The following is a 22984-nucleotide window of genomic DNA, read 5'->3' as shown; positions in this document are numbered from 1 at the left end:
CGGTGGGGTCCGGCAGTGGATCGAGTCGGTCAACCAGCTCCTTAAAGGTCAACTCGATCTCGAACGTCACGGTGGCCGGACCCCGTCCGGGGTTCTTGTGCGGGTCGCGCAACGGCTGCTCGCCATGGCCGCGGGTATCTGGCACACCTGGCAGACCGGCGTGACCAGCAAAAGGTCACTCGTCGCCTACGACCACTAACACCAACTTCACGGAATCAATCATCTAGGGCGATCACTGGAACGGCCCTCCGGTGCCAGGTGCGAGTTGGGGATCGACGACCAAGGCGGTGGGGTTGTCGCGGCCACCGAAGTAGCGAGCGGCGAGGGTCAGGTTGCGCGCGCAGAACTCCGCGTCGGTGAACACGCGCGCAGCTCGGGCGATGCTGCGGCGGGGGATGGCCTGGTGGATGCCGTCGCTGGTGAGCAGCAGCCGACGGTTCGCAGCAGCATCGGCAGGTGCGGAATCATGCGCGACGTACGGCTCGAACGGGTCTGGGCCTGCGGTTTTGCGGCGACCGGGTTCCGTGTCGCCGGAGAGGTAACTGCGGATTGTGGTGCGGTCACGCCCGAAGACCACATCGATCAACTCCGGTGTTGTCTCACCGACCCGGCCCTGCCCCTCGAGACCCGCGTCGCCGGAGCGCTGGTTCGGCTTTACGCGATGCCTCTCACATGGGGCGTCGAGTTGACCGCTGGTCGCTTCCAGCGTCACAGCGGCGACACCTTCCTCATCATTGGCGCGAATCCGGTGCTGCTGCCGCCAGGCCTTGCGGTGCTGGTTGACCGGCAAACTGGCCGACCGCCAGCGCGGCATCATCCCAGGCAACACCCATTACTTGTTTCCAAGTATCGTCCCCAACCGACCGCTCCGCTCTGAATCGCTCGGAGTTCAGCTTCTACGACACGACCTTGGTACGACCGCCGCGTACAACGCGGCCACGGCCATGCTGGTCACCGAGCTGCCAAACGTCATCGTCAGCGACATGATCGGCATCAGCATCAAGACCGCCAACCAATGGCTCGCCTACGCCCGCACCAACTGGGCCGACTATCTCGCCGCCCGTCACGAGGGCGAGTAGCGACCATGCGTACCTCCTGAGCGCAGAATGGAGCGATGTACCACGTTCGTCGGAGGTGCCGGTATCTCCTGGTAGAGAGCTTTCGCTTCCTGCCCAGTTCGATCTTGCCGCCTGGCACAAGCACGCCCAAGCGCTCCTGGACGAATTGCTTAGCCAGGACTTCGCGTGGCGCGGAACGCCGTTGTCGTCCTACAGCGCAGCTCTCGACGTGAGTTTCGGGGAGGTCGCGAGCATCCGGCTGTGGGCCTCGGACGTGGAGGACGCCTGTTCGACATGGGGCATCCAGTATGGCCAGACTCGGTCGAGCAGTGGCATCTCACAGGGCGCTGGCTTCACCCAGACATGTGCTTCCAAGCCGATCGGCTCTCATTCGCTGACGACGCCGCCAGCCTGCTCATCGGCTGTGTTGACCGCGAAGATCCATCTGCGCCGCGCCGCTTCGACCCGGGGCTTGCGCCGGACCTGCACGACATCGGCGTGATCGCCTTTCCGCTGTCTCCGCATCGAGCATTGACTCACCGGTGGGCCGGGCACGAACCGGATGCTGCGACGCTGTTGTGCGCCGCAACCGCCGTCGCGGAAGCCGCCGTCCACGAGTCGCTGGAACTGTTCCAGTCTGCTACGTCCTCCCATGGTTGTGCTGGATTCCCAACATTGTCGTGGCCGAACTGATTATTCGCCGTCGCAAGCCTCAGGACGGGCGTCTGGATGCCGAGTGCCGAGAATCGCATCGTTTTCGCCCCATCGGCATGGAGATGTCTTATCGGTGAGTTTTACGAGCTTCGCGAAAGAAATGCCTTCGTTCTGCTGAATTATCTGCTTGGTAAGAGGATGGCAAGATGTGTGGCTTATTGGGTTAATTATCCACTGTTGCGTTGGCGGACATGTCAGGCTCACGTCGCGTTCGTTTTCGGCTGCGACGCTGCGGAGCGCTCGTGAGACTCGAACCGAGAAGTCCCCACCACCACTGGGAGAACGACCATGCGTCTTCGAAAGCTCCTTGGCCTGTCCCTGGCCGCCGTCGCCACTGTCTCCGTGGCGTCGGCGAGTGCGTCCGCCGCGGCCGTCGGCGCCGTGCCGACTCCTGACCACGTCGTGATCGTGCTGTTCGAGAACCACCAGCAACCGCAGGTCATCGGCAGCCCCAGCGCCCCGTACATCACGTCGCTGTCGAAGGCGGGTGCGAACTTCACGCAGTCTTACGGCGTGACGCACCCGAGTCAACCGAACTACCTCGCCCAGTTCAGCGGGAGCACACAAGGCGTGAGCGACGACTCGTGCCCGCACACGTTCACCACCAGCAACCTCGGCAAGCAGCTCATCGACACCGGCCGCACCTTCGCCGGCTACTCCGAGGGGCTGCCGTCGACCGGCTACACCGGTTGCGCGACAGGAAAGTACGCGCGCAAGCACGCGCCGTGGGTCAACTTCAGCAACCTGGCCACCTCGACGAACAAGCCGTACACGGCCTTCCCCGCCAACTACGCGAGCTTGCCGACGGTGTCCTATGTGATCCCGGACCTGTGCAACGACATGCACGACTGCTCGGTGTCCACCGGCGACACCTGGTTGAAGAACAACCTCAAGGGCTACGCCGATTGGGCGTTGACCCACAACAGCCTGCTGGTCGTCGATTTCGACGAGGACGACTTCACCACCGCCAACCGCATCCCCACGGTGTTCTACGGCCAGCCGGTCAAGCCGGGTTCCTACGGCGAGAAGATCACGCATTACAGCGTCCTGCGCACCATCGAGGACATGTATGGGTTATCCCACCTCGGCAATGCGGCCGGCGCCACCAGCATCACCGACACCTGGCTGTGATCGGGTGCGGGGCGACCACCCGGCCGCCCCGCATGCGAACGATGACCGCGCCGGGAAGGTAACGGGGGGCGCTGCTTGCCGCCGGTGTCGCGGTGGGCCTCGCACAGGTCCTGCGCAGCCGGCGGAGTTCGCGGATCGCACCCGTCCCTGACCCCGTCGTCCGTCTGAACCGGGAGGACCCGTGTACGACGTACTGTCACCGCGCTGTTCGTGATGGTGTTGGGTTGCCCGATTTGCGGGAGTGTTGCCGGGCTTCGAAACGGTGCGCACCACGATATCCCTTCGGCTACTGGGGCAGGCGCGGCGTGCTGCGAGGCAGTTTCCGGGCCTTCGCGGTCTGCTCATAGGCGTAGGCAAGCGAGAGCAGCAGCGGCTCGCTGAACTCACGCCCGAGCAGTTCGGCGCCCACCGGCGCGCCGATCGGAGCTGTGTCGGTGGGGGTGGAGAACCCGCCGGGAAAGCAGACGGCCGGGAACCCTGTGCCGTTGGACAGGGTGCCGTTGCGTTCCGGTTGCGGCACGCCGACAACGGAGACGAGCACCTTCTGCAGCGGGTACAGGATCGCCTGAATGTCGAGCTCGGCCATCTTGGTCGATACCGCCATCCGAAGCTTTTCCCGGTTGACGATGTGGTCCTTGTAGTCCGGGTTGTTCAGGCCGTCTTTGATCGCCAATTCCGCCTCCATCGCCTTCTGCGCCTCCGGTGTCGCCGTCTTGGACGTGACCAGCTGGTCGAAGGTGTGCACCGGGGCGTCCGGGCCGAGCGAAGCGAAGTACTCGTCCATGGCGGTGTGCGCATCCCATGTCGAGGTGACCACAATAGGCGACAGTGTGTCGTACGCGGGCAGGCTGAAGCGGACGATGGTCGCGCCTTGCGCCTGCATGGTGGAGATGACTTTCTCCATCACGCGATTGACCTCCTGGTGGCGCGCCTCGGTGCCGAACAGGTTGGTCATCACGCCGATACGGGCGCCGCGAAGCGCATTGCCGTGCAGCTGGTCTGTGTAGCTGCGCGGAGCGCGGGTGACGCCGTATGCCGTGACCGGGTCTTTCGGGTCATAGCCCACCATGACGTCGAGCAGCCGGGCGGCGTCCTCCACCGTACGGGTGATCGGCCCGAGCTCGTCCTGGATGATGCTGGCCGGTATGACGCCGGCCCGGCTGATCAGGCCCCTGGTGGAGCGCACACCGACGAGACTGTTGGCGGAGGCGGGGGAGCGGACCGACTGGCCGGTGTCACTGCCCGTGCCCAGGACGCCGAAGTTCGCCGCGATCGCCGCGCCGGTCCCGCCACTGGATCCACCCGGTGTCCGGGTGAGGTCGTAGGGGTTGAGAACCTGGCCGCCCAGCGAACTGAGCGAGTTGCCACCCCTGGCGAATTCCTGCAGGTTGGCCTTGGCGAGGATGATCGCCCCCGCCTTGCGCATCTTGTCGACCGTGAACGCGTCGGTCGGCGGCACGGAGGTACGCATGGCGGTGTTGCCACCGGTGGTCGCCATGTCGAAGGTGTCGTAGTTGTCCTTCAGGATGACCGGGATGCCGTGCAGCGTGCCGGTCAGACCGGATCGACGGTACTGGCGATCCAGTTCGTCGGCGATTTTGAGCGCGCGCGGGTTGACGGTGATGATCGCCGTCAACGCCGGCCCTTGCTTGTCGTAGGCGGCGATTCGGTCGAGGTAGTGCTGCACCAGTTGCCGGCAGGTGAGCCGGCCGTTGTGGTATGCGTCGTGAATGTCGGCGATGGTCGCCTCCATCAGTTCGAAGCTGTCTCTGCGGGACTGCGGGGCGGACGTACCTGTCGCCGCCTGCGGAACGGCCGTCCCCTGCGCGAAAGCCGGATTTCCCATCCCGCCAACGATGCCCAGCGCGCCGGCCGCGCCCACTGCGCCCATGAAGCCACGCCTGGTGAAATTGCTCACTGTGTCACACCTATCTTCAGTCATCGTCTACAGCCGCCGGACGGCGGTGCGGTAGTGGCGTCGGTTTACCGCCGCATATCGGCTGTTACCTCTGGCGCATAAGAGAAATCGCCTGCGCGGCTACTGCGCCGCCGGGGATCCGTCGTCGATCACGGCTATCACCGACCTGACCTCCACCGTCTCATCGACTTCGGCCAGGATTTTGTGCAGTACGCCCGACGCCGGTGCTTCAACGTCTGAAGTTGCCTTCGCCGCTTCAACCTCGGCGAGGGGCTCACCGGCCTCGACGGTGTCTCCTTCGCCTTTGAACCAGTTGACGATGACACCTTTCATTCCCATTCCCCACTGGGGCAGCAGAACTTCCACGAGCATGTGTGTTCCTCGAATTTTCGATATTCATGAATGCCGGCTCTCGGTCTGGCTCGGCAATTCCAGGCGCTACCGAATCGTCTTGTGCGCGGCGTCGACGATCCGGGTCACGGTCGGATACAGCGTCCTTTCCAGCGGCGGGCTGCCGACCGTGTAGTGCTTGCCCACAACGCTGGGGTTGGCCTTCTGGCCTGCGGTGCAGGCTGCGGAGACCGGACCGCTGCTCGCGTTGCTGCCGCTGGTGCTGCTGGCGGAGGAGCATCCGGTGGCCAGCAGGCCAAGGGATACCACTGCGGCGAAGGCCCGGACGGATGCGATGGTGGGGACGGATTTACGCACGGCGCTTTCCTCTCGGTGAGACGGAAATTTGGGTGCGGTCGACGGTGGCCACAGAAAAAGCTATAGGGGATAATTCTCGTTTGTCAGCTCGGCGACTTCCTGCAGATGCTTGAGCATGGCAGCCCCGGCTGCGTCTTTGTCCCTTTCCACGACGGCGTCGAGAATCGCGCGGTGGCCCCGATAAGAGACCTCGCGTGCGTGTTTTGTCGCGTGGGAAAAGACTCGGACCGACCGCGTCCATGAGCTGGTCAATGTGTTCAGCGAAGCCAGCAACGGGTTCTGCGAGGCTTGCGCCAGTAGAAGGTGGAACTCCAGATCCAGTTTCACCGAACCGTTGGCGGTCAACCCTTCGACGGTATGCTTGAGCACGCTGTCGAGCTCCAGCAGGTTCGCGTCGGTCGCCCGGCCGGCGGCCAGCCGTGCGATCTGTGGCTCGATCGTCTCGCGGAGTTCCGCGATATCACGCAACTTGCGGTCTTCGCCGGAGATGTGTTCGTAGAGGTCGCGGACATGTTCGGGTGGTGGCAACACGATGGTTCCGCGACCGGGCCGCCGTTCGATGAGCTTCTTCGCCTCCAACTCATGCATCGCCTCGCGCAGTGATGCCCGCGATACCTGTAGGTCCACGGCCAAATCGCGCTCGGCGGGCAGCCGATCGCCCGGATTGAGCTCGCCCAGGGTGATCAGGCGTTCCAGGTGCGCCGCGATCTGCACGCTCACACTGCGCACCCGCAAGCCGAGCGGACCAATCGGGCGTTCTGCCACCTGCCACCGTTCCCAAGTTGGTCTGACCATCTGATGAATGGACGGTACGTCGAGACGGCAAGCAGCGTAAGGCGCTTAACATGACTGATACGAACGGTTACTGCGGCGAAACGACGCACCTGGCAGCAGTGGCTCGGCACTACGCGCCAGTCCAGATTTTGGGGCTAGGACAGGGATGTGCGCGCGAGACTGTCTCTGCCAGGCCGTCGATTGCGGCGATTCGGGGCTCGAACGACACAAGGCCCATATGGGACAACTCGTCGCCATCCCGTTTTGACGTGTTGCCGACCGAGTCAGGAGAAAGACGCGAGGAACTCTCGGGGTTGCAAGGCGCGGGACATGATCCGGACGTCGCCGATCCAGCCGTAGAAACCTTGGCTGTACTGGCCGGCGAACTAGGTTCCGCCGCGGACGAACGGTTTTCCCATGGTCGTGATGCCGCGGGAAACTCTGGCGGAGGCCCGCGTACAACCGCGTCCCGTGCCGTGCGCGGCGATGTCCGAGCCGAACACCTGCAGGCACTCGCCCGAAGCGCACAGCTCCGTCTGGATGCGTGCCGGAGCTGGAGTTGTGCGCGGAGCTCGGTATCGGCTTCCTGACGTGGAACCCGCTAGGCGGTATCACCAAGGCGAGTGAGCTGGGTTCGAGGTTCGCCCCGTTCGCCGACATCGCGAAGGCGTGGCGAGTCAACCCGCAGTAGGTGACGCCGGCGTGGATGCCGGCGAAGGCGCCGATCGTCGTCCCGGTCCCCGGTCCGTCCGGAGACGGTCCGTGACCCGGCCGCCGTCACGGGCCTGGTGGGTTCTGTTCCGCCAAGGCGGACAAGAGCTCGCCGACGATCGAGCTCGCCGGCCCGACGAGCCGCAGTGGTTCCGCCCTGCCCTCCGATCCCGCGATGACCCGGAGGTCACAGCCACGATGCTGAGCCAGTTCGATCAGCTCGACGAACGTGTCGAGCCCTTCGACGGTCATTGTGGTGATCAGTCCGATGTGGATCACCACAGTGCGCAGGCGTTCGATGAGCACGAGCGGGGTCAGCCAAAGCGCGATCAAGCCGGCGCTTTCGTCGTCCAGGTTTCCACAGAGGTCGACGACAACATGACTGTCGTCCTTGTCGATCGAGATGCCGAATCTCTCGTGCTGCCCAGATTCGCGGGAGGCGCCGGTCATCATTGTTTCCGGTTTCCGGCTACCGGATGCCGGCGGGGAGCTTGGGCGACTCGAGCGCCGCGGGTTGCGGAGTCCGGCGGCGGCGCAGCAGGAGTGTCATAGCCGCGACGCCGAGGAGAAGGACCGCAGCGGCCAGCCATCCGGTGTAGGGCGTCAGCGGATTCAGCGACACGACAGGCTGGCGCACCACAACGGTGCCCGGTGGCACGGCCCAGGCGAACGTCCCGGAGGCCGGGGTGAATTGCGGGCGGAGGGCGGTGACGGTGATTGCCCATGGCCCGCTCGAGACGAGGTCGTCGGTTGCGAGCAGGTATGAGCCCGGTGCGGCCGGGCTCGCCGTGCGGGTCACGGTCGTGCCGCCCGGGCCGCGCAGAGTGACCAGCACTGTTTGGACGGGCGCCGGCGATGGCCGCCGGGTGTCGAAGACGTTGACGGTGATGAAGTTCCGGCCGGGCAGGTTCGGCCGCACGCTCAACGTCTGCACCAGGTCGTCGGCGTTCGCGGACGTGAGATCCGATGTGGACGTCTTCCCGGGTGGCCGCCATTGCGGACCGCTGGCCTGATGCGTTGACACGAGACCCGCCGTTATGAGCAGAACTCCGGTCAGCAGCCACATTTCGACCAGCACGGTCCGGCGGGCGCGTCCGTCCGCGCGTCGCCGCCTGTGCAGAGTCAGCGTGGCGACGAGCCCGGCCAATGCGGCCAGTGCGACGAGGGCGACCTTGATCAGCAGTGTCCGGCCGTAGGTCGACAGCAGTAGCGCGTCGAACGACGCGACCCGGTCGGCGGCGAGCAACAGGCCGGTCGCCACCAGGATCGTCAGCGCGGAGGTCGCGACAAAGCCGAAGCGTCGCAGCACATCCCGGGCGAGTTCGCGGTCGCCGCGGGTGTGCAGGAGTACCGCACCGGCGGCGATCACGGTGCCTGCCCAGACCATGGTGGCCAGCACGTGCAGCGTATCGGTCATCAGGAGCAGCGGTCCTGACACGGAAAGGTGCCCCTGCAATGCCGTTGACATCCCGGCGGTCAGCGCCAGCGCGGCCGCACAGCCGAACAGGGCTTGCTTCGGCATCGCCGGCTTTCGCAGTGCGTAGAGGGCAAGCGCCACCATCGCCACGGCGGCGGCTTCGCGGGCCAGCCACGGGGGCCCGACCGAGCTTCCGGTCAGCAGCAACCAGGCGGTACGGATGGGCCCGCCGTCGAATCCCGTGGCGCGCACCAGAAGCAGCGCGATGCCACCGGCCGCGCCGACCCCCGCGGCCGCGGCCGCGGCGCGCAGCAGCCGCGAGCGGGCGGCCCCGGCCGGGGCCCCGGTCCGGAACAGTGCCAGCAGCACCATCGCGCCCATCCAGCCGCCGAGTCCGAGGTAGATCGCGCCCTGTGCGGCGACTTCGCCGACGGCCGGGAGCGGATCGGCCGGGATCCCCGCCGCCGCGGGGACGACGGCCCGCTGCACGCCGAACACCAGTGTTCCGCTCGTCGTGTGCAGGTCGTCGCTGGACACCGTCGTCCAGGACACCCGGTAGGTGTCCGGTGGCAGCGGTGGCAGCGGCACCCTGAGCTTGGACGGATCTTTCGGCCGCGCGGCCGCGGCGCGGATCAGCTCGGTTTTGCCCGTCGCGATGGCGTGCCCGGAACCGTCCACAAGGGACACCTTGGAGCCGGCGAGTTCGACGGACTCGGTCAGGTCGATCTCGAGCCCGGCCGGTGCCGAGTCCACTGTGGACCCGTCGGCAGGGCTGCTGCCGGTCGGCTCGGCGTGTGCCGAAGCCGGCGCTGCCGAAAGCACCGCGAGCCCGGCGGCAGCGGCGAGCGCACCCGCCACCACCGCCAGCCGTACCAGAATGCGCTCTTCGGGCACGCCGATCACCGAACCGGGACGTGCGGCAGGTGGATTCCGTTGGCTTCCACATCGAGGGTCTCGCCACTGCGGATGGTGTTGCCGTTGTTGAGGTAGAGGATGTAGTAGGTCTGGCCCGGCCTCAGCTCGTGGCCCTGCTTCATCAGCGCGGCGCGGTAGACGTCACCCTTCCGGCGCTCGCTGCGCAGCACCGGCGGATGGTGCACGTCGTTTTGGAACTTGGACGCCTTTTGCCCGTCCAGCACGGTGTAGCGGATCTCCACGAGACCACCGTCGGCGACTACCGCCGCCTGCTGGATGCGGATGCCGAGACTGCTCTCGATCTGCCGGTCCTCGGGGACCTGGTAGGGCCGGCGCGCGTCGGCCGGCGACTGTACCCGCCAGACCAACGCTGCCGCGAACCCGAGCACGAGCACCGCCAGCACCGCGATCCGGACCACACCTCGCCGCCACCACTTACCCAACTTTTGCTGGCGCATAGCGCCTCCTTCATCGAGAGCTAGTGACGGGTCAAGGCAGGGTGAATCGAGTAGCGAGGATGGCGTCGAACGACGCTGCCCCGGTGGTGCCGGTGCCACCGCCGAAGAGCCCCAACCACAGGGTTTCCAGCCGGACGGTGCCGGTATTGACGCCGGTCAGCTGCTGGGACTGCGGGGACACCGTGCCGACGGTCAGCTTGTGGGTGGTCGAGGTCCCGGCCGCCCAGTCGACCCGCAGTGTCTGCGTGCCGCTGCCCACGAGGTTGATGTAGCTGGTGTACGCGATCACACCGGTGCTGCGGCGGACCCCGAGCCTGACCTGCGCCGTACCGGTGGACTTGCGGTACTGCACGACGAACAGGTTCTGGCCGGAGCTCGACAGCCCGGTGGCCAGGTTGACCGTGCCCGTTCCGGTGGCGAGGGTGTCCGGCCGGAACTGGAACTGCAGGTGATAGCTGCTTTCGTTGGCCGGTGTGGTGTCCACCAGGTAGGCGGGCGTGGCGCCGGCCGCGGTGGCCTGCATCCCGAGCAGGCCGGTCAACGCGGAACCCGGATTGACCGCCACCGGGCCAACCTGTCCGGACCAGGCATTGGTGTTGCCCGACTCGAACCCATCAGCCAGCAGCATGTTGCTCAGTGCCGTGACGTTGACGGTCACCGTGGCCGGGATGCCCCAGTTGCCGGCGGCGTCGAGGGCCCTGATCGACAGCGTGTGCGATCCGACACCGAGACTGCCCGGACTCGCGGCGACGTTCACCGTCGCCGAGGTGGGACCGGTCGAAGTGATCGTCATCCGGTGGCCGAGGCCCTTGCCGGGATCGGCTCCGTCGAACCACTCGGCCCCGCTGATCGCGGTGCGGGCGTCGGTCGCGGTCGCCGCCAGGTTGACGGCGGTCGTGTTCCGGTTGACCGATGCCGGTGTGGCGCCGGCGGCGGTCATCACGGGACCTGCCCTGTCGATCACCAGGGTCAGCGGGGCGTACGGCCCCCAGTTCCCGGCGAGGTCCTTGGCGTGCACGTAGATCTGGTGCGGTCCGTCGGCCATCCCGGTGAGCTGGCTGAGCGGGATGAGGCCGTATGCGCCTTCGGAGGCCGCGTTGAACGATCCGTCGGAAGCGACGAATGTCAGCCCGGTGCCCGGCACGCCGGAGGGATTGTCGATGAATCCTTCGGCAGCCATGATCGGCGAGGCGATACCGGCAGTGAGGGGATCGGTGAACGCGCCGGTCACCTTGATGGCGGTCGGGTCGGCCGCCGAGCCGGCGGTGCCGTTGTTCGGGCTCGGTTCGACGATCCCGCTGTCCATGGCCGGGGCCGTTCTGTCGAGGTTGAACGTCAGCGTCTGCGCGGGGCCCCACAGTCCGAACGTGTCATGGCTGTGCACCAAGACGGTGACCGGGCCTTCGGGGAGCGAGGCAAGCGTGCCCGCGGAGATCGTGCCGGTTTCCGCGGCGATCGTCGCCGGGGTCACCGTCATCGGCGTGCCGGTGCCGTTGGCGCCCAGCGCGGCGATGAAGTACTCGGCCGCGTCGACGGTGCCGCCGAGCAGCGAGTCGTCGCCAGTCGTGCCTACTGTGACGGAGGCGAGTCCGTTGCCGGTCGCCGGGTTCAGCGAACCGGTGGTGACCGGTCCGGAGCTGCTCACGGTCAGCACGACCGAGTTGACGACGCCCCAGTTCCCTTGGGAGTCAAGGGCGCGGACGTACACGGTGTGCTTTCCGGCGGCGAGCGCGGGACTGAGCGTCGCCAGGTTGAGCGTCGCCTGCGCCCCGGTCACCGCCGGGGTGCCGAAGGCGCCGGTGAACGCGGTTCCGGTGCCCACGGCGATCGCCGGGTCGTCGACGACGAACTCGCCGCGCGTGACGTTCGAGTTGCCGTTCGGCACGTCGGTGAAGTCCACGGTGAAGGTGACCGTCTGCAGTCCGGTCGCCGAGGACGGGCTGGCGCTCACGCGCTGCGAAACCGGTCCTACGGTATCGGGGCCGGCCGGTGCCGCTCCGGTGTCGAGGAAGGTCATCATCCCGCCGAAAGCGACGATGTTCGTGGTACCGGCCCGATGCCCGGCGGTGTCGAGCCTGCCCGCCGTCTCGTAGACGGCGAATTTCGCGCCGTCCGCGGGTGGGGGAACGGTGACCAGGGTGTCCTCGGTGCTTCCGGCCGGAATGCTGTCGGAGATCTTGATGTGCGGGACTTCGGCCGGGCGGGCGTCGGTTGCCAGCACGGACTGATCCGCGCCGAGGGTGCCCATGGCGTGGGCGCTGAGGCCCGCGTTGACGTAGCGCAGGAGTACCCGGCGTCCGCCCGTGGTCGCGATCGGATCGGTTTCCGGGTACGCCTTGCCGTTCATGAGCCGGTACACCGGCTGGAAATTACGCAGATCGAAGCCGGCCGGATTGGCGTTGAACGCCGGGTCTACTTCGGACAGTACGAGCGCGGTTTCGTCGTCGAAGGTACTTCCCGGTGTGCCATAGGCGGTTCCGGCGCCGCCCGCGGGGCGCACGATCATGGCGCCGACGACGCCCATCGCGGCTTGGCGCGCGCCATCGGGGGTGTGGCCGGCCTCGTAGAGATAGGTGCCGGGCCTGCTCGCGGTGAAGGTATAGGACTTCGCCGCGCCCGGCGCCGCACCGGCGCGGTCGTCAGGGCCGAGGGAAAGTCCGGGAACGGCAAGGCTCAACGCGTTCGGGAGTCCATTGTGGAGGTTCACGGTGACCGTGTCGCCCTCGGTGACCACCAGTACCGGTCCAGGCGTGGACGACGCGCCGGTGTCGGTCGAGGACAGGCCCCAGATGGGAATCGGGAGGCTGGACACGGTCAGTGTGCCGGGTTTGGCGTAGAGCTCGCAGGTCGCGGCCGAACCCGCGAGGGTGCACCCAGTCTGTGGCAGAAGGCCTTGCGGTGTCGCGATGTGAGCGACCGGCAGCCTGTCGGGCAGCGCGGCCGCCGCCGCGGCGGGTATGGCGGCCGCGGCAGGTGCCATGACCACGAGTCCGAACCCGGCTAGTGTCGCCGCCAGCAGCGTCTTCAAGAGATCGGTGCGCATCGGTCTGTCCTTTCGGCCCACGGTCATCACGGGGTGGGGCAACCGGCAGGCGGGTCGATGCGGACGAGGGTCATCATCCCGCCGAAGCTCGCGCCGAAGTTGGTGGCCTGTTGAAGAGCGTGGCTGTGCGCCACCATGTAGTACTCACCGCATTGGTTGTTCCGCACCACGCCTGCGGGGACCTCGCCGGGCGCGCCGCCCAGATAGGGGTTCTCGCTGAACCAGGTTTCGGTGCCAGGGCCGACGATCTGATCCTGCAGCTGGGGCAGGGGGACCGGGATCGGGTTCGTCGCCGGGTTCCAGTTCTCCGCGTCGACCCACTGGTCCAGGGTGTCCGCACTCTGTCCCGGGCCGATGTCGATGAGGAATTTGTCGTACGACGCGTCGGTCCCGTTGGCGCCCAGTACCACCTGGCCGTCCTCGGTGATCACCCGTTGATCGTTGCCGTGCGGGTGGAAGGGGTAGTTCACCGAACCGGCGTTGAGGTAGCGCACCAAGGCGGGCTTGCCGTTCGGGTCGCCGGGCACGACCGGCCTGAGGCGGACGAGGGATCCGTACGGCTGGTTGGGCAGCCACTCGGCGTTGTTCGGCGCGATCGTGTCCGGCATGCTGCGGCCGTTGATGAAGAAGTACCGCGCCCGGGTCTTGGTGACGTCGAACGCCCGCTTGCGTTCCACCGCGAGGTGCAGCTCCGGATCCACTTCGGACAGCAGGTACACGTACTCGCGGGTGCTGTCGAACAAGGAGTCGGCTCTCGCGTTGGCGTGGTCGGCCTGGCCGGGTGGCCGGACCACGAGTGCGCCGGCGAGGCCCATTTCCCGCTGCTTGGCGACATCGGTGCCGCTTTCGTAGAGGTAGGTACCCGGTGACCCCGCGGTGAAGGTATAGGTGACCGAGCCGTTGGTGGCGGGCGCGGCGTCGGTCAGCGACGTCAGTAGCCCGCTGCCGTCGACCTGGGGCTGGGCGGGATGCCCGTTCGCCTTCTGCTGGTGCTGGCCGGAGAACACGATCGACGTGGCCTCGGGCAGCGTGTTGTGCAGGATCACGGTGACCTGGACACCCGAATCCACGCACAGCATGGGACCGGGGAGCTGGAAACCTTTTGTACTCGAGGCGTAGCTCCACATGTAGATGGAGTTCCCGTCCGGCGTGGCGACATAGCCGGACCGCGCGTCGAGCGAGAACGTGTTCGCCGCGTTGGACTCGCAGAGGAGACCGTTCGGAGTACCGGCGGCGGACGCGGAGGGGATCGGCATGGTGAGGACGAGCACGATCGCGACCGCGAGGATGAAGGGAGCCGCGCTGGTGATCCGGCGCGAGCTGAATCTGTGCCGGCGGGTTTCTTCTGTGGTGGCGGTAGTCATGGGGCGCTCCCGGTGCGAGTCCTACTCAGGTATTGGGGATGGTCTGCGCGGGGAGAGTCCCCGGTGGGCTGATCCGGATCTCGGTCATCTGGCCGCCGTAGCCGCCGCCACCGCCGTTGTTCAGGAATCCGTAGTCGCGGTCGTAGAGCAGGTAGGTCCCCGGCGCGGGCGCGGTGAAGAGCACGTCACGGCTCTCGCCGGGACCGACCTGCACACTGTTGCTGGTGAGGTAGTGCTTGCTGCCGTCACGCCCTTGGAGCAGTGACGCGTCCTTGGCCACCAGGGTCAACGTGATCCCGTCGGCGGTGAGCGAATGGTTCTGATAGCCGAGGTTGGCCACCCGCAGCAGCACCCGGTCGCCTTCGTTCGCGGTGATCAGCGAGCTGTTCGGCTGGTATTGCAGGCGGCCGGCCGCGGTGCTGGTGGGATTTCCGTTGGGCGCGAGGGTGTCCGGGTAGCAGCGGCCGTTCATCGCCCAGAAACTCGGTGCGAAGTCCGTCCAGTCGGAGACCTGGATGTGCGCGTCACGGTAGTGCGACTCGGCCCAGATCTCGGTCATCATGAACCCGAACTCGCGGTTGTAGCGAGTGGAGCCGTCGCCGTCGTTGTAGGCGTACTTCGTGCCGACGGGGTCCGTGCCGATGGGGTGGGCGTTCTGGGAAGGCCGGACGAAAACCAAGCCGGTCATGCCCATCTGCACGTGCTCGACGTCTTCGAAATGGCAGTGGTACATGTACGTGCCCGCCTCGCGCGGGCGGTAGAAGTAGGTGAAATCGCGGCCGGTCGGCACCGAGATCGACAGCTCGGGTACGCCGTCGAACAGCGGTATCGCGTTCTGGAACCCGTGCCAGTGCACGGTGTGGCCGTCAGTCAGATCGGGGCGCACCGCAAGACCGAGGTTCGTCAGGGTGATCTTGATGTCGGTGCCCTGATCGAAAGCCAGCAACGGAGCGGAAATCTGCGCCTTGCCGCGCTGCGCGTTGACGCCGGCCGCGTCCATGCCGGTGACGTCACGGAAGCCGAACACATAGAGATCGAACGGTGTGGGCGCCAGTGAGTCCGGCCAGAACGGCAGGTTCTGCCGTGCCCCGGCCGGCATCGAGACCCAGCCGTCGGTGGCGGCGAAATGCAGTTCGGTCAGCGGGGCGGTGGCCGCCGCCACCGGCTTGAAGGCCGGTGACGACGTTCCGTCGAGGCGAGTGCCGAGGAATTTTCCTCCGGCGACCGCGGCGACCGCGCCCGCGCCGCCGTAGAGCAGCGCGCGACGGCTGAGAGGGCTCTGATGGTTCTCAGTGCTCACGATGTCCTCCGAGTGTTCGTGGTTCCCGGCGTTCGTGGTGGGGTGGTCAGAACACTTCGTCCGCACCGATATCCGGTGGTGGCACTCGGTTTTGCCCGTCGTAGTCGATCCTGGGGGCCGGGAACTGGCCGCCGGTGTAAGGCTGCGAGTTGGTGCCGCCGCCGTTGGCCGGTGGGAACAATCCCGCCAGGTGGTAGTCGCCCTGCAGACCCGGTGGCACGTTCTTGGCGACGATCACCGCCGCCCGGAAGGAGGGGAAAGTCCGGGAGGTGAGGATGGTGACGGTCACGTCGAACGGCGCCTTCACGCGCGGGTCCGCCCCGACCTTGTTGGTCGGGCTCGGAACCACACCGGGGTTGTACTGCTGCAGGACTGAGTAGGTCGGCGTCAGCTGGACACCGGCATCTGCCGAACCCATGTCCCAGTGGCGGATCGGGTCTGTGACAGGCGCCTGCGGTGAGGCGATGCCGGACACGAATTCGCCATTCCAGTTACCGGCCCTGTTGTCGAAGAAGATGTTGTTGAACAGCAGGGGCTTGCTGAACTTCGGTGCGTTCGCCGGCAGCGTCGCCTGCAGTTGGGCGCTGTTCAACGCTGTCGACAGGCCGGCCGGAGCCGGTTGGCCGGTACTGGTGACCGCGGTGGCGGTCGTGACGTTCTTCATCACCGTGTTGTTGACGATCCGCACGTTCGTGGCGTCGTCGAGCGCGAGCCCGCCGCCCTCGTGCGTGGAGATGTTGTCGGTGATGATGTTGTTCACGATCGCGATCGGGAAGTTCCCGGCCTGCAGCAGCCGGATCCCGCCACCGTCATCGTTCGCGAGGTTGTCCTGGATGAGGTTTTCGTGGATGTTCACCGGTCCGGAGCCGGTCGAGGGCTGGTTCAGGTTGGCGTTCAGCTCACCGGCGATCATGATGCCGCCGGCCTCGTCGTAGGACTGGTTGAACCACAGCTTGTTGTTCGCGATCTCACCGTTGTTGCTGCGGCCGTAGTGGCTGATGCCGCCGCCGTATTCGGCGGAGAAGTTGCCACACAGGTCGTTGTGGTCGATCGAGTAGTTCTCGGTTCCGTCGAACAGCCCGATCCCGCCGGCGAGGTTGGTCCCGCCGTTGTCGCGGATCTGGTTGTGCGAGATCGTCAGGTTCCGGTTGCGGATCGTGGTGACGTACGGCGTCCCCACCCGGACGCCTCCACCGTAGGAGCCGCCGTTGCCGACGATCACGTTGTTGGTCACACCGAGGTTGTTGACGCCGGCGTGCACATACACGCCGCCGCCCTGGGTGATGGCCGCGCCTGGCGCGCCGATCGGTGTCGTGGTTCCGCCGTTGACGATGTTGACGTTGGTCGCGAAGTCGGCCTGCGCGCCGCCGGTGATGGTGAACCCGTCGATCGCCGAGCCGGTGTTGCCTGCCGGGGGAGCGAGCACGGTGACCACCGCGGCGTCCGGCACATTCGCCGGGCCCTGGTACTGCAGCCCGCCGATCAGTGCGAACCAGGCGGTGCCGCTGGGGATGCCGGGGTTGAACCCGATCCCGTTGAGCACCGAGCCGCGCACGTAACTGCCGTCTGCCCGGAAGCCGCCAGGGCCGACACCCTGCAGGCGGACCTGCGAGTGCACGACGAGGTTCTCGAAGTAGGCGCCCTGCGGGTTGTCCTGACCCTGCGGGCCCGGCCACACCACTACGAGCTGCTGGCCTGCGCCGCGGGCAGCGGCCTCCAGCGCGGCCTGCACGGTGGTGAAGGTGGTTCCGGCAGGGCCCGGCGCCGGTGGGTTCACCTGGAGCAGGTTCGGGCTGTAGCCGATCCCGAGTAGCTGCAGCGAAACACCGTTGGTCGTGGTCTGGCCGTCGGATTTGCGGACCGACACCTGGTACGCGCCGGCCGGCCGGAGGAACGGGATCGGCACGGGCGCGGTGAACCGGATCATCGTGTCGGTCCAGCTGGTCGGGGTCACGTTCATCGTGGTTCCGTCGGCTCTGGTCAGCGTCAACTGCCCGCTGCCCCTGGTGGCCCCGAAGCCGGCGCCGTTGATGGTGACAGTGCGGTTGGCGTCGGTCAGCCGGAGGAAAGGCTTGTCCAGCGCGAAGATCTGGGGTGCGGTGGCGGGTGGAGTGCAGTTCACCGGGTTCACCTGGGTCGATCCGGGAGCCACCGCCACGTTCGCGACCTGGGTCGGCGCCGTGTCGGTGACCGTGTACAACCCCGGCCACGCCTGGAAGTTCGTCGCGATGGTTCGGAATCGTGGGTTGTAGTCACGGTTCACGTGGCCAGGCTGGCCCGGATCGTTGCCCACGAACCGGTACATCCCCGGACATGGTCCAGCCGGCAGCGGGCAGTTGTAGGTCGACGTGGACGGCTCCAGCGCTTCGTAGAACCCGTTGAAATCGGTGGTGACGGTGTCGACCAGCCTGCCGCTCCAGTCGTAGATGCCCATCGGCACGCCCGGCAGCGGCTGGGCCTCGCCGTACTGGACCGACCGGGGATCGGCGGACAGGCCGAGGTCGTTGATGGTCAGCCCGAAGAAGTGCGTCGGCAGCGGCACTTCGGTGAACAGACTGAAGTTGGGCGCGGTCGATTGTCCACCCCGGACGGTGATCAGCTTCTGGTCGCACAACGGCTTCTGCTGCCCTTCGAAGGGGCTGCCGCCGCCGTCGACGAAGTTCTGGTTCGTCACATGCACGGTGTGCCCGGCACCGGCGCAGGGCGGCGTGATCCCGTTGCCCTGGGAGGGCGGCGCACCCGGGTCGGGTTGCGGCTGGGCAGGCGTCGGCGGGTCGGCGGACAGCTCGGGGGAAGGCGGGAAGTTCTCCTGCGGGAGGAAACCGTCGCCGTTGAAGACGTTCACGTCCTCTTCGCGCGTGACGGTGTACATCGGCTTGCCACCCACCGGGTTCGGCGGCAGGTCCACCGAGACGAGGTAGTCGTCGGGGACAAGTGCCTGGTCTTCGTAGTTGCTGTCCGCGAGGTTCGCGTACAGCGGCAGGTCCTTGCCGGGGGCGGGGTTGTTCTCGTCGCCCGGCGGGTACAGGTTCAGCTTGGAGGTGCCGAACCCGTAGTTGCCGTTCACGGTCTGGCCGAAGTTCCCCGGTGTGGTGTCGCTTGGCCGCACCTGGACGCCGCTCATGGGTGATTCCACACAGGACGGTGTTTCGCCGGGGAGGCCGACCGCCTGCTGGTTGGTCAGCACGTCTCCGTTGTGGAGCCGCGGGACGCATCCCTCCGGCCGCTCCCAGGTTTCGGAGGTCACGGTGTCCGAGAGCTCGGGCCCACGGGCGGTCGAGCCATCCGGGTTGACGACAGGATCGCCATTCGCATCGCGCTGCACAGCGAAGAGGTGCACCGGGACGTTGGGCACGCCGGGTTGGTAGGACTCGGTCGCCGAGTAACGCGGATCGAGTTCGTTGCGGGTGGTGTCGTAGGTGACCGTGCCGACGATGCCGCCGTTGTCGGCGCCCGCGTACGGCTGCACGCCCCAGTCGACTTTGCCTTTGAGGCCGATGATCGGCAGGAACGACACGTCCACCGCGGCACCGAGCATGGTTGTCGGCGTCGGCTGGTTGTCGGCCTGGTAGGTGATGCCGGTGGTCTTGTACCGGGTGTTGAACGCTTCGAGCACGAGGAACTTGGTCAGCGGGTAGACCTCGGGGATCGAGTAGTGCCCGTTCGCGTCCGTGGTGGCCCCGGCGATTCCCTGGTCCATCGTCGAGTTGTCGCGTTCCTTGACCGAAACCGGGAACTGCGGCACGCCCGCCTCACCGGGATCCCGTTTGCCGTTGGCGTTGCTGTCGACGAAGATCGTGCCTTCGATCGCGGTGTGCCAGCCTGCCAGTCCTTTTTGGCCTACGTCGACGACGCCGCCGTTGTTCACGGTCACGTTGAAGCTGTCGAGAAGGAGCTCCTGCGGGTAGTCCCAGAGTGTCAGCTGATAGGCGCCGTTGGGCACGTTCTTGATGTCGAACTTGCCGTCGCTCCCGGCCCGCGCCATGTAGATCATCTGGTCGTTGTTGCCCAGCGCGGACAGTGCTACGAACGGCTTGTCGACGGGACCGCGGATGTTGGCGCCCGCCACCCCGGTCTCCGGCACGCCCACTCCGCCGGTACCACCGATGTAGGTGTTGATCTGCACGGCGACGCCCTTGATCTCACCGGTGGGGCCGGGTGGCAAGGCCTTGGGCTGCGCGAAACCGAAGTCGACGGCCGGAACCATCTCCGCGCCCACGGTCTGCTCGGTGTCGTAACCGGTGTCGCCTTCCTGGGTCCAGATGTCCCAGTCGTGCGCGCCTTCGAGCGTCGTCGTCTGCGCCCAGTTGCTGCCCGTAGGTGGCACGACCTGCGCGGCGTAGCGGTCCGGGCCCATGTTCGGGATCAGGATGTCGCCCCCCGCGTCACTGACACACTTTCCCGTCGAGGACGGGTCGACTTGTGGCTTGCCGTTGGCGAAGACGATCTGGCCTGCCGGGTGGGCCGCGTCGGGCGCGGAGTGCACGTACTTGGTGCACAACGGGTTTCCGTAGTAGTCGGTGGTGACTTCACCAAGGACATCGGACAGGTGTGCGGTGAACCCGGCCAGGCCTGACTCGGAGCCGACTTCGTAGGTCCCGTCCACCGGCACCGAATCGTTGAAGACCCGGATCCGGACGTTTCCGAGCGGGAGCGGATACGGCTGCATGCTCACGGTGACCCGCTGTGTTCCGCCGTCCACGGTGAAGTGCGCGCCGTCGATCTTGTATCCGTCCGCCGTCAACGAGATCAGATACTTGCCCGCTGGCAGATTGTCCAGGGCTTTCGTGTCGTTGAGGTCGGTCTCGTTGCCCTGTGCGACAACGGGCACCGCGCCGGGTGTGTAGCGGATGGAAGGCCATTGGCACTTCGTGGCGAAGTCGGCACTGCCCCCGGCGCGGGCCGGTAGGCAGTTCTGCGGTGTGTCCTTCGGATTGCCGACGTCCTCCGCGGCGATCAACCAGCTGTACTGGGGGATCGCGTCGCCCTTGCGAACCTGCCCTGGCGCCGGCCCGACGGTACGGGCGCTCTCGGCGTGCAGGGTGATCGAGCCCGGTTGCGCGGCGTGAGCCTGCGGAGCGGCATGGTCGAGTACGACTGGCACGGCGAGCGCGACCCCGGTCAGGGCGGCCACGGCGATGACCGCGGTGCGGAACGTCAAACGAGCCATGGCCAGCCTCCAATGGGGGTGCTGCGTGTGGGTCGATGTTGGGACTTGCGCAGACCTGAGGCGCCGAACATGACGATTCCGTCATTTTGTTGTCACGGTGTCCGGATCGTTATCACCGTTTGTAACGTCGGTGCCGAAAACATCGACAAGTCCGCTGGGACACAGAGCGCCGGCCCGCGACGGAATGCTCCGTGTCCCCAACAAAAAATGGGAAGCTTGGTCCGGGGGAGCGAGCGAGGTGAATCCGTGAGCCGGTTACTGGTTGTGGATGACGAGGAACGGGTTCGTAAACTTCTTCAGCGCGTCCTGCAGTCCGAGGGATACACCGTGGAGCTCGCGCGGACGGGCACGGAAGGGCTGTTCGCGGCTACTGAACGTGCCTACGACCTGATCGTCCTCGACCTCATGCTGCCGGATCGTTCCGGTGCCGAGGTGCTCGCCGAATTGCTTGTCCGCCAACCGAATTCGCGCGTTGTCGTGTTGTCCGCGGTACCGGAGATCGGCACCCGCGTCCACGTGCTCGACGCCGGCGCGCTGGACTTCCTGCCCAAGCCGTTCGTGATCGCCGAGCTGCTCGCCAGGATCAGGGCGCGGCTGCGGGAAACCACGGGTTTCGGGGGCGGCTCGCGATTCCTTCAAGTCGGTGATCTCCGGTTGGATACGCAACGGCGGACGGTTTTCGTGGGTAATCAACAGACAGCACTGTCCCATCGGGAGTTCGTGCTATTGAGCCATTTGATGCAACGGGCAGATCAGGTGTGCAGCCGCGAGGAGTTGCTCGCCGATGTCTGGGGCTACCAGTTCGACCCGGGTAGCAACGTGGTCGATGTCTACGTCCGGCGGCTTCGATCGAAGCTGGATGGTTCTCGTCGAATCGAGACGGTGCGCAATGTGGGCTACTGCCTCTCCGCGGGCTAAACGCCTGGTGCTGTCCGGCTGGGTCCTGTTCGCCTTGCTCAATCTCGCGGCGATGTGGGTCTACCCCGAAGGGGAGGCTATTCCGTTCCATTTCGTGTGGATCAGTATCGCGATCGTCTTCGGGGTGCATTCCTGGCCGCTGGCGGGAATGATGGCCGCACTGGCCGTGGTGACGCTGTCGACCGGCGTGCTCATGCTGGGTCAAGCCTTCGACGGGCGGATCCGGTTCGAGGAAACGTCCGAGGTGCCGTTGATGGCAGCGGTCTTCCTGGTGATGGTCTGGCACGTCCGGGGCCGCCAGCGCGCACTGGTGGAATTGGAACGGGTCGCGGCCCTGGAACGGCAGCGGGCCGAGACCCAGGGACTGTTCGTGCGCCTGGGGTCGCATGAGCTGCGAACGTCGATCACGATCGCCCGCGGTTACGTCGAGCTGATTCGCTCCGCGCACGACGATCGCCAAACCGACGTGGACGCCTCGATCGTGCTGGACGAGCTGACCAAGCTCGATCGCCTGACCGGCAGATTGACCACGCTCATGCAGCTGGACTCACCGGTCGAACTGTCACCGTTGAACCTGGACGTCTTCCTCGAGCGGCTCATCCAGCGGTGGACTCCGGTCGCGGACCGGCGGTGGCAAGGTGAAAGCGACGTCGGCACCGTCGATGCGAACGAGGAACGACTGCTGGCCGCGATGGACAGCCTGATCGAAAACGCGATCGCGTTCACGCAGACCGGCGACCGCATTCACGTGCGTGCCTGGCGCGATCAGGACTTCTTCCTGATCGAGGTGTCCGACTCGGGGTGCGGCATCGCCGACGAGAACGTGGAACAGATCTTTGAACGATCGTGGTCGAGCAGGCGCGGGCAAGCCCGCGGGGGAAGCGGCCTGGGATTGGCGATCGTGCGCGCGGCGGTCGAGGCGCGCGGGGGCAGCGCGTCGGTTCGCAGTTCGGTCGGTGTGGGCACCACGTTCACGCTGTGCATCCCGCAGCGGTTCCGTGACCGCAGGCCGGGTGTCGTGACCGCTCCTCTTTCCGGCAACGCCAAGGCGCGCGGCTCGTTCGAACCGGAATAGCACCTGTTTTCCGATATGGGCCCACCCGAGGGCACTTTGGGGAGAAGTGCTCTCGGGTGGGCTGTGACGCAACGAAATGCGGCCACATTCGATTCGCCCGGTCAGAGCCATCCGGGCAGGACTAGCAGAGTCCACGTCGCGACCGGGGCGACGACGATCATGCTCATGCCCTTTTCCGCGAACTCCGGATCCTTGCTGACCTTGAACGTGCCGTGACGATGAGGTCTGATCCCGTTGTCCCGCCACAGTTTCGCGACATAGTGGAAGGAGACCGACACACCCTCGGTGCGGGCCATGAACGCGACCATCT

18 protein-coding genes and 2 pseudogenes are annotated in these 22984 nt (G+C 66.4%); 7 read left to right on the top strand and 13 right to left on the bottom strand.

Going from position 1 to position 22984, the window contains the following annotated elements:
• Nucleotides 1-199, top strand: a pseudogene (locus tag VGP60_RS17680) (IS982 family transposase); the annotation flags it as partial.
• Nucleotides 200-232: 33 nt separating this feature from the next.
• On the opposite strand, the gene VGP60_RS17675 reads toward VGP60_RS17680, so the two are convergent.
• The gene (locus VGP60_RS17675; protein WP_327549109.1) at nucleotides 233-790 is read right to left on the bottom strand and encodes a hypothetical protein; all 558 of its coding nucleotides are present in this window, start codon (nucleotides 788-790) and stop codon (nucleotides 233-235) included.
• Between VGP60_RS17675 and VGP60_RS17670 the strand changes: the two genes are divergently transcribed.
• From VGP60_RS17670 to VGP60_RS17660, 3 genes are all read left to right on the top strand, one after another.
• On the top strand, nucleotides 780-1079 hold the full coding sequence (locus tag VGP60_RS17670) for a hypothetical protein (RefSeq protein ID WP_327549108.1): 300 nt from the start codon (nucleotides 780-782) through the stop codon (nucleotides 1077-1079). The two genes, VGP60_RS17675 and VGP60_RS17670, sit on opposite strands and share 11 nt — an antisense overlap.
• Before the next feature lie 240 nt (nucleotides 1080-1319).
• Entirely contained in the window at nucleotides 1320-1751 is a 432-nt protein-coding gene (locus tag VGP60_RS17665) for a hypothetical protein (protein ID WP_327549107.1), read from the top strand.
• A gap of 309 nt (nucleotides 1752-2060) precedes the next feature.
• On the top strand, nucleotides 2061-2903 hold the full coding sequence (locus tag VGP60_RS17660) for an alkaline phosphatase family protein (protein ID WP_327549106.1): 843 nt from the start codon (nucleotides 2061-2063) through the stop codon (nucleotides 2901-2903).
• Between the two features lie 286 nt (nucleotides 2904-3189).
• On the opposite strand, the gene VGP60_RS17655 is transcribed toward VGP60_RS17660, so the two are convergent.
• From VGP60_RS17655 to VGP60_RS17640, 4 genes are all read right to left on the bottom strand, one after another.
• Nucleotides 3190-4821 (bottom strand): amidase family protein, encoded by a 1632-nt coding sequence (locus VGP60_RS17655; protein WP_327549105.1) that lies wholly within the window; start codon nucleotides 4819-4821, stop codon nucleotides 3190-3192.
• 120 nt (nucleotides 4822-4941) lie between these two features.
• Nucleotides 4942-5193 carry a lipoyl domain-containing protein gene (locus tag VGP60_RS17650; RefSeq protein ID WP_327549104.1) on the bottom strand — a complete coding sequence of 84 codons (252 nt, stop codon included), beginning with the start codon at nucleotides 5191-5193 and terminating at the stop codon, nucleotides 4942-4944.
• Between the two features lie 66 nt (nucleotides 5194-5259).
• Nucleotides 5260-5529 carry a hypothetical protein gene (locus VGP60_RS17645; protein WP_327549103.1) on the bottom strand — a complete coding sequence of 90 codons (270 nt, stop codon included), beginning with the start codon at nucleotides 5527-5529 and terminating at the stop codon, nucleotides 5260-5262.
• 60 nt (nucleotides 5530-5589) lie between these two features.
• Nucleotides 5590-6249, bottom strand: coding sequence for a FadR/GntR family transcriptional regulator (locus VGP60_RS17640; RefSeq protein WP_327549102.1), 660 nt, complete (start codon nucleotides 6247-6249; stop codon nucleotides 5590-5592).
• Nucleotides 6250-6847: 598 nt separating this feature from the next.
• Between VGP60_RS17640 and VGP60_RS17635 the strand changes: the two genes are divergently transcribed.
• Entirely contained in the window at nucleotides 6848-6994 is a 147-nt protein-coding gene (locus tag VGP60_RS17635; RefSeq protein ID WP_327549101.1) for a hypothetical protein, read from the top strand.
• A gap of 86 nt (nucleotides 6995-7080) precedes the next feature.
• On the opposite strand, the gene VGP60_RS17630 is transcribed toward VGP60_RS17635, so the two are convergent.
• The 7 genes from VGP60_RS17630 to VGP60_RS17600 are packed head-to-tail and all read right to left on the bottom strand — an operon-like array spanning nucleotide 7081 to nucleotide 20681.
• Nucleotides 7081-7467 (bottom strand): STAS domain-containing protein, encoded by a 387-nt coding sequence (locus tag VGP60_RS17630; RefSeq protein WP_327549100.1) that lies wholly within the window; start codon nucleotides 7465-7467, stop codon nucleotides 7081-7083.
• Nucleotides 7468-7483: 16 nt separating this feature from the next.
• Complete coding sequence (locus VGP60_RS17625; RefSeq protein ID WP_327549099.1) at nucleotides 7484-9325, bottom strand: copper resistance CopC/CopD family protein; 1842 nt, start codon at nucleotides 9323-9325, stop codon at nucleotides 7484-7486.
• Nucleotides 9326-9330: 5 nt separating this feature from the next.
• Nucleotides 9331-9804 carry a hypothetical protein gene (locus VGP60_RS17620; protein ID WP_327549098.1) on the bottom strand — a complete coding sequence of 158 codons (474 nt, stop codon included), beginning with the start codon at nucleotides 9802-9804 and terminating at the stop codon, nucleotides 9331-9333.
• Between the two features lie 31 nt (nucleotides 9805-9835).
• Nucleotides 9836-12847 (bottom strand): multicopper oxidase domain-containing protein, encoded by a 3012-nt coding sequence (locus tag VGP60_RS17615; protein WP_327549097.1) that lies wholly within the window; start codon nucleotides 12845-12847, stop codon nucleotides 9836-9838.
• 26 nt (nucleotides 12848-12873) lie between these two features.
• Nucleotides 12874-14211 (bottom strand): multicopper oxidase domain-containing protein, encoded by a 1338-nt coding sequence (locus VGP60_RS17610; protein WP_327549096.1) that lies wholly within the window; start codon nucleotides 14209-14211, stop codon nucleotides 12874-12876.
• Nucleotides 14212-14236: 25 nt separating this feature from the next.
• Entirely contained in the window at nucleotides 14237-15511 is a 1275-nt protein-coding gene (locus tag VGP60_RS17605; RefSeq protein WP_327549095.1) for a multicopper oxidase domain-containing protein, read from the bottom strand.
• 46 nt (nucleotides 15512-15557) lie between these two features.
• Nucleotides 15558-20681: a hypothetical protein gene (locus VGP60_RS17600; protein ID WP_327549094.1), complete on the bottom strand. Its 5124-nt coding sequence runs from the start codon at nucleotides 20679-20681 to the stop codon at nucleotides 15558-15560.
• Between the two features lie 246 nt (nucleotides 20682-20927).
• On the opposite strand from VGP60_RS17600, the gene VGP60_RS17595 reads away from it, so the two are divergent.
• Nucleotides 20928-21599, top strand: coding sequence for a response regulator transcription factor (locus VGP60_RS17595; RefSeq protein WP_327549093.1), 672 nt, complete (start codon nucleotides 20928-20930; stop codon nucleotides 21597-21599).
• On the top strand, nucleotides 21571-22674 hold the full coding sequence (locus tag VGP60_RS17590; RefSeq protein ID WP_327549092.1) for a HAMP domain-containing sensor histidine kinase: 1104 nt from the start codon (nucleotides 21571-21573) through the stop codon (nucleotides 22672-22674). Before VGP60_RS17595 ends, VGP60_RS17590 begins: the two co-directional genes overlap by 29 nt.
• Nucleotides 22675-22775: 101 nt before the next feature.
• Here the strand turns inward: VGP60_RS17590 and VGP60_RS17585 are convergent.
• Nucleotides 22776-22984: pseudogene (locus tag VGP60_RS17585) on the bottom strand (hypothetical protein); the annotation flags it as partial.

Origin of the sequence: Amycolatopsis sp. (genome assembly GCF_036008905.1) — a bacterium.
In the GTDB taxonomy this organism is placed as follows: Bacteria; Actinomycetota; Actinomycetes; order Mycobacteriales; family Pseudonocardiaceae; genus Amycolatopsis.
This window is presented reverse-complemented; position numbering and strand designations above follow the sequence as displayed.

Excerpts from the sequence above, each read along its gene's own strand:
- VGP60_RS17660 (WP_327549106.1), top strand. The coding sequence starts at position 2,061 with ATGCGTCTTCGAAAGCTCCTTGGCCTGTCCCTGGCCGCCGTCGCCACT.
- VGP60_RS17650 (WP_327549104.1), bottom strand. The coding sequence starts at position 5,193 with ATGCTCGTGGAAGTTCTGCTGCCCCAGTGGGGAATGGGAATGAAAGGT.
- VGP60_RS17630 (WP_327549100.1), bottom strand. The coding sequence starts at position 7,467 with ATGATGACCGGCGCCTCCCGCGAATCTGGGCAGCACGAGAGATTCGGC.
- VGP60_RS17620 (WP_327549098.1), bottom strand. The coding sequence starts at position 9,804 with ATGCGCCAGCAAAAGTTGGGTAAGTGGTGGCGGCGAGGTGTGGTCCGG.
- VGP60_RS17615 (WP_327549097.1), bottom strand. The coding sequence starts at position 12,847 with ATGCGCACCGATCTCTTGAAGACGCTGCTGGCGGCGACACTAGCCGGG.
- VGP60_RS17610 (WP_327549096.1), bottom strand. The coding sequence starts at position 14,211 with ATGACTACCGCCACCACAGAAGAAACCCGCCGGCACAGATTCAGCTCG.
- VGP60_RS17600 (WP_327549094.1), bottom strand. The coding sequence starts at position 20,681 with ATGGCTCGTTTGACGTTCCGCACCGCGGTCATCGCCGTGGCCGCCCTG.
- VGP60_RS17590 (WP_327549092.1), top strand. The coding sequence starts at position 21,571 with ATGTGGGCTACTGCCTCTCCGCGGGCTAAACGCCTGGTGCTGTCCGGC.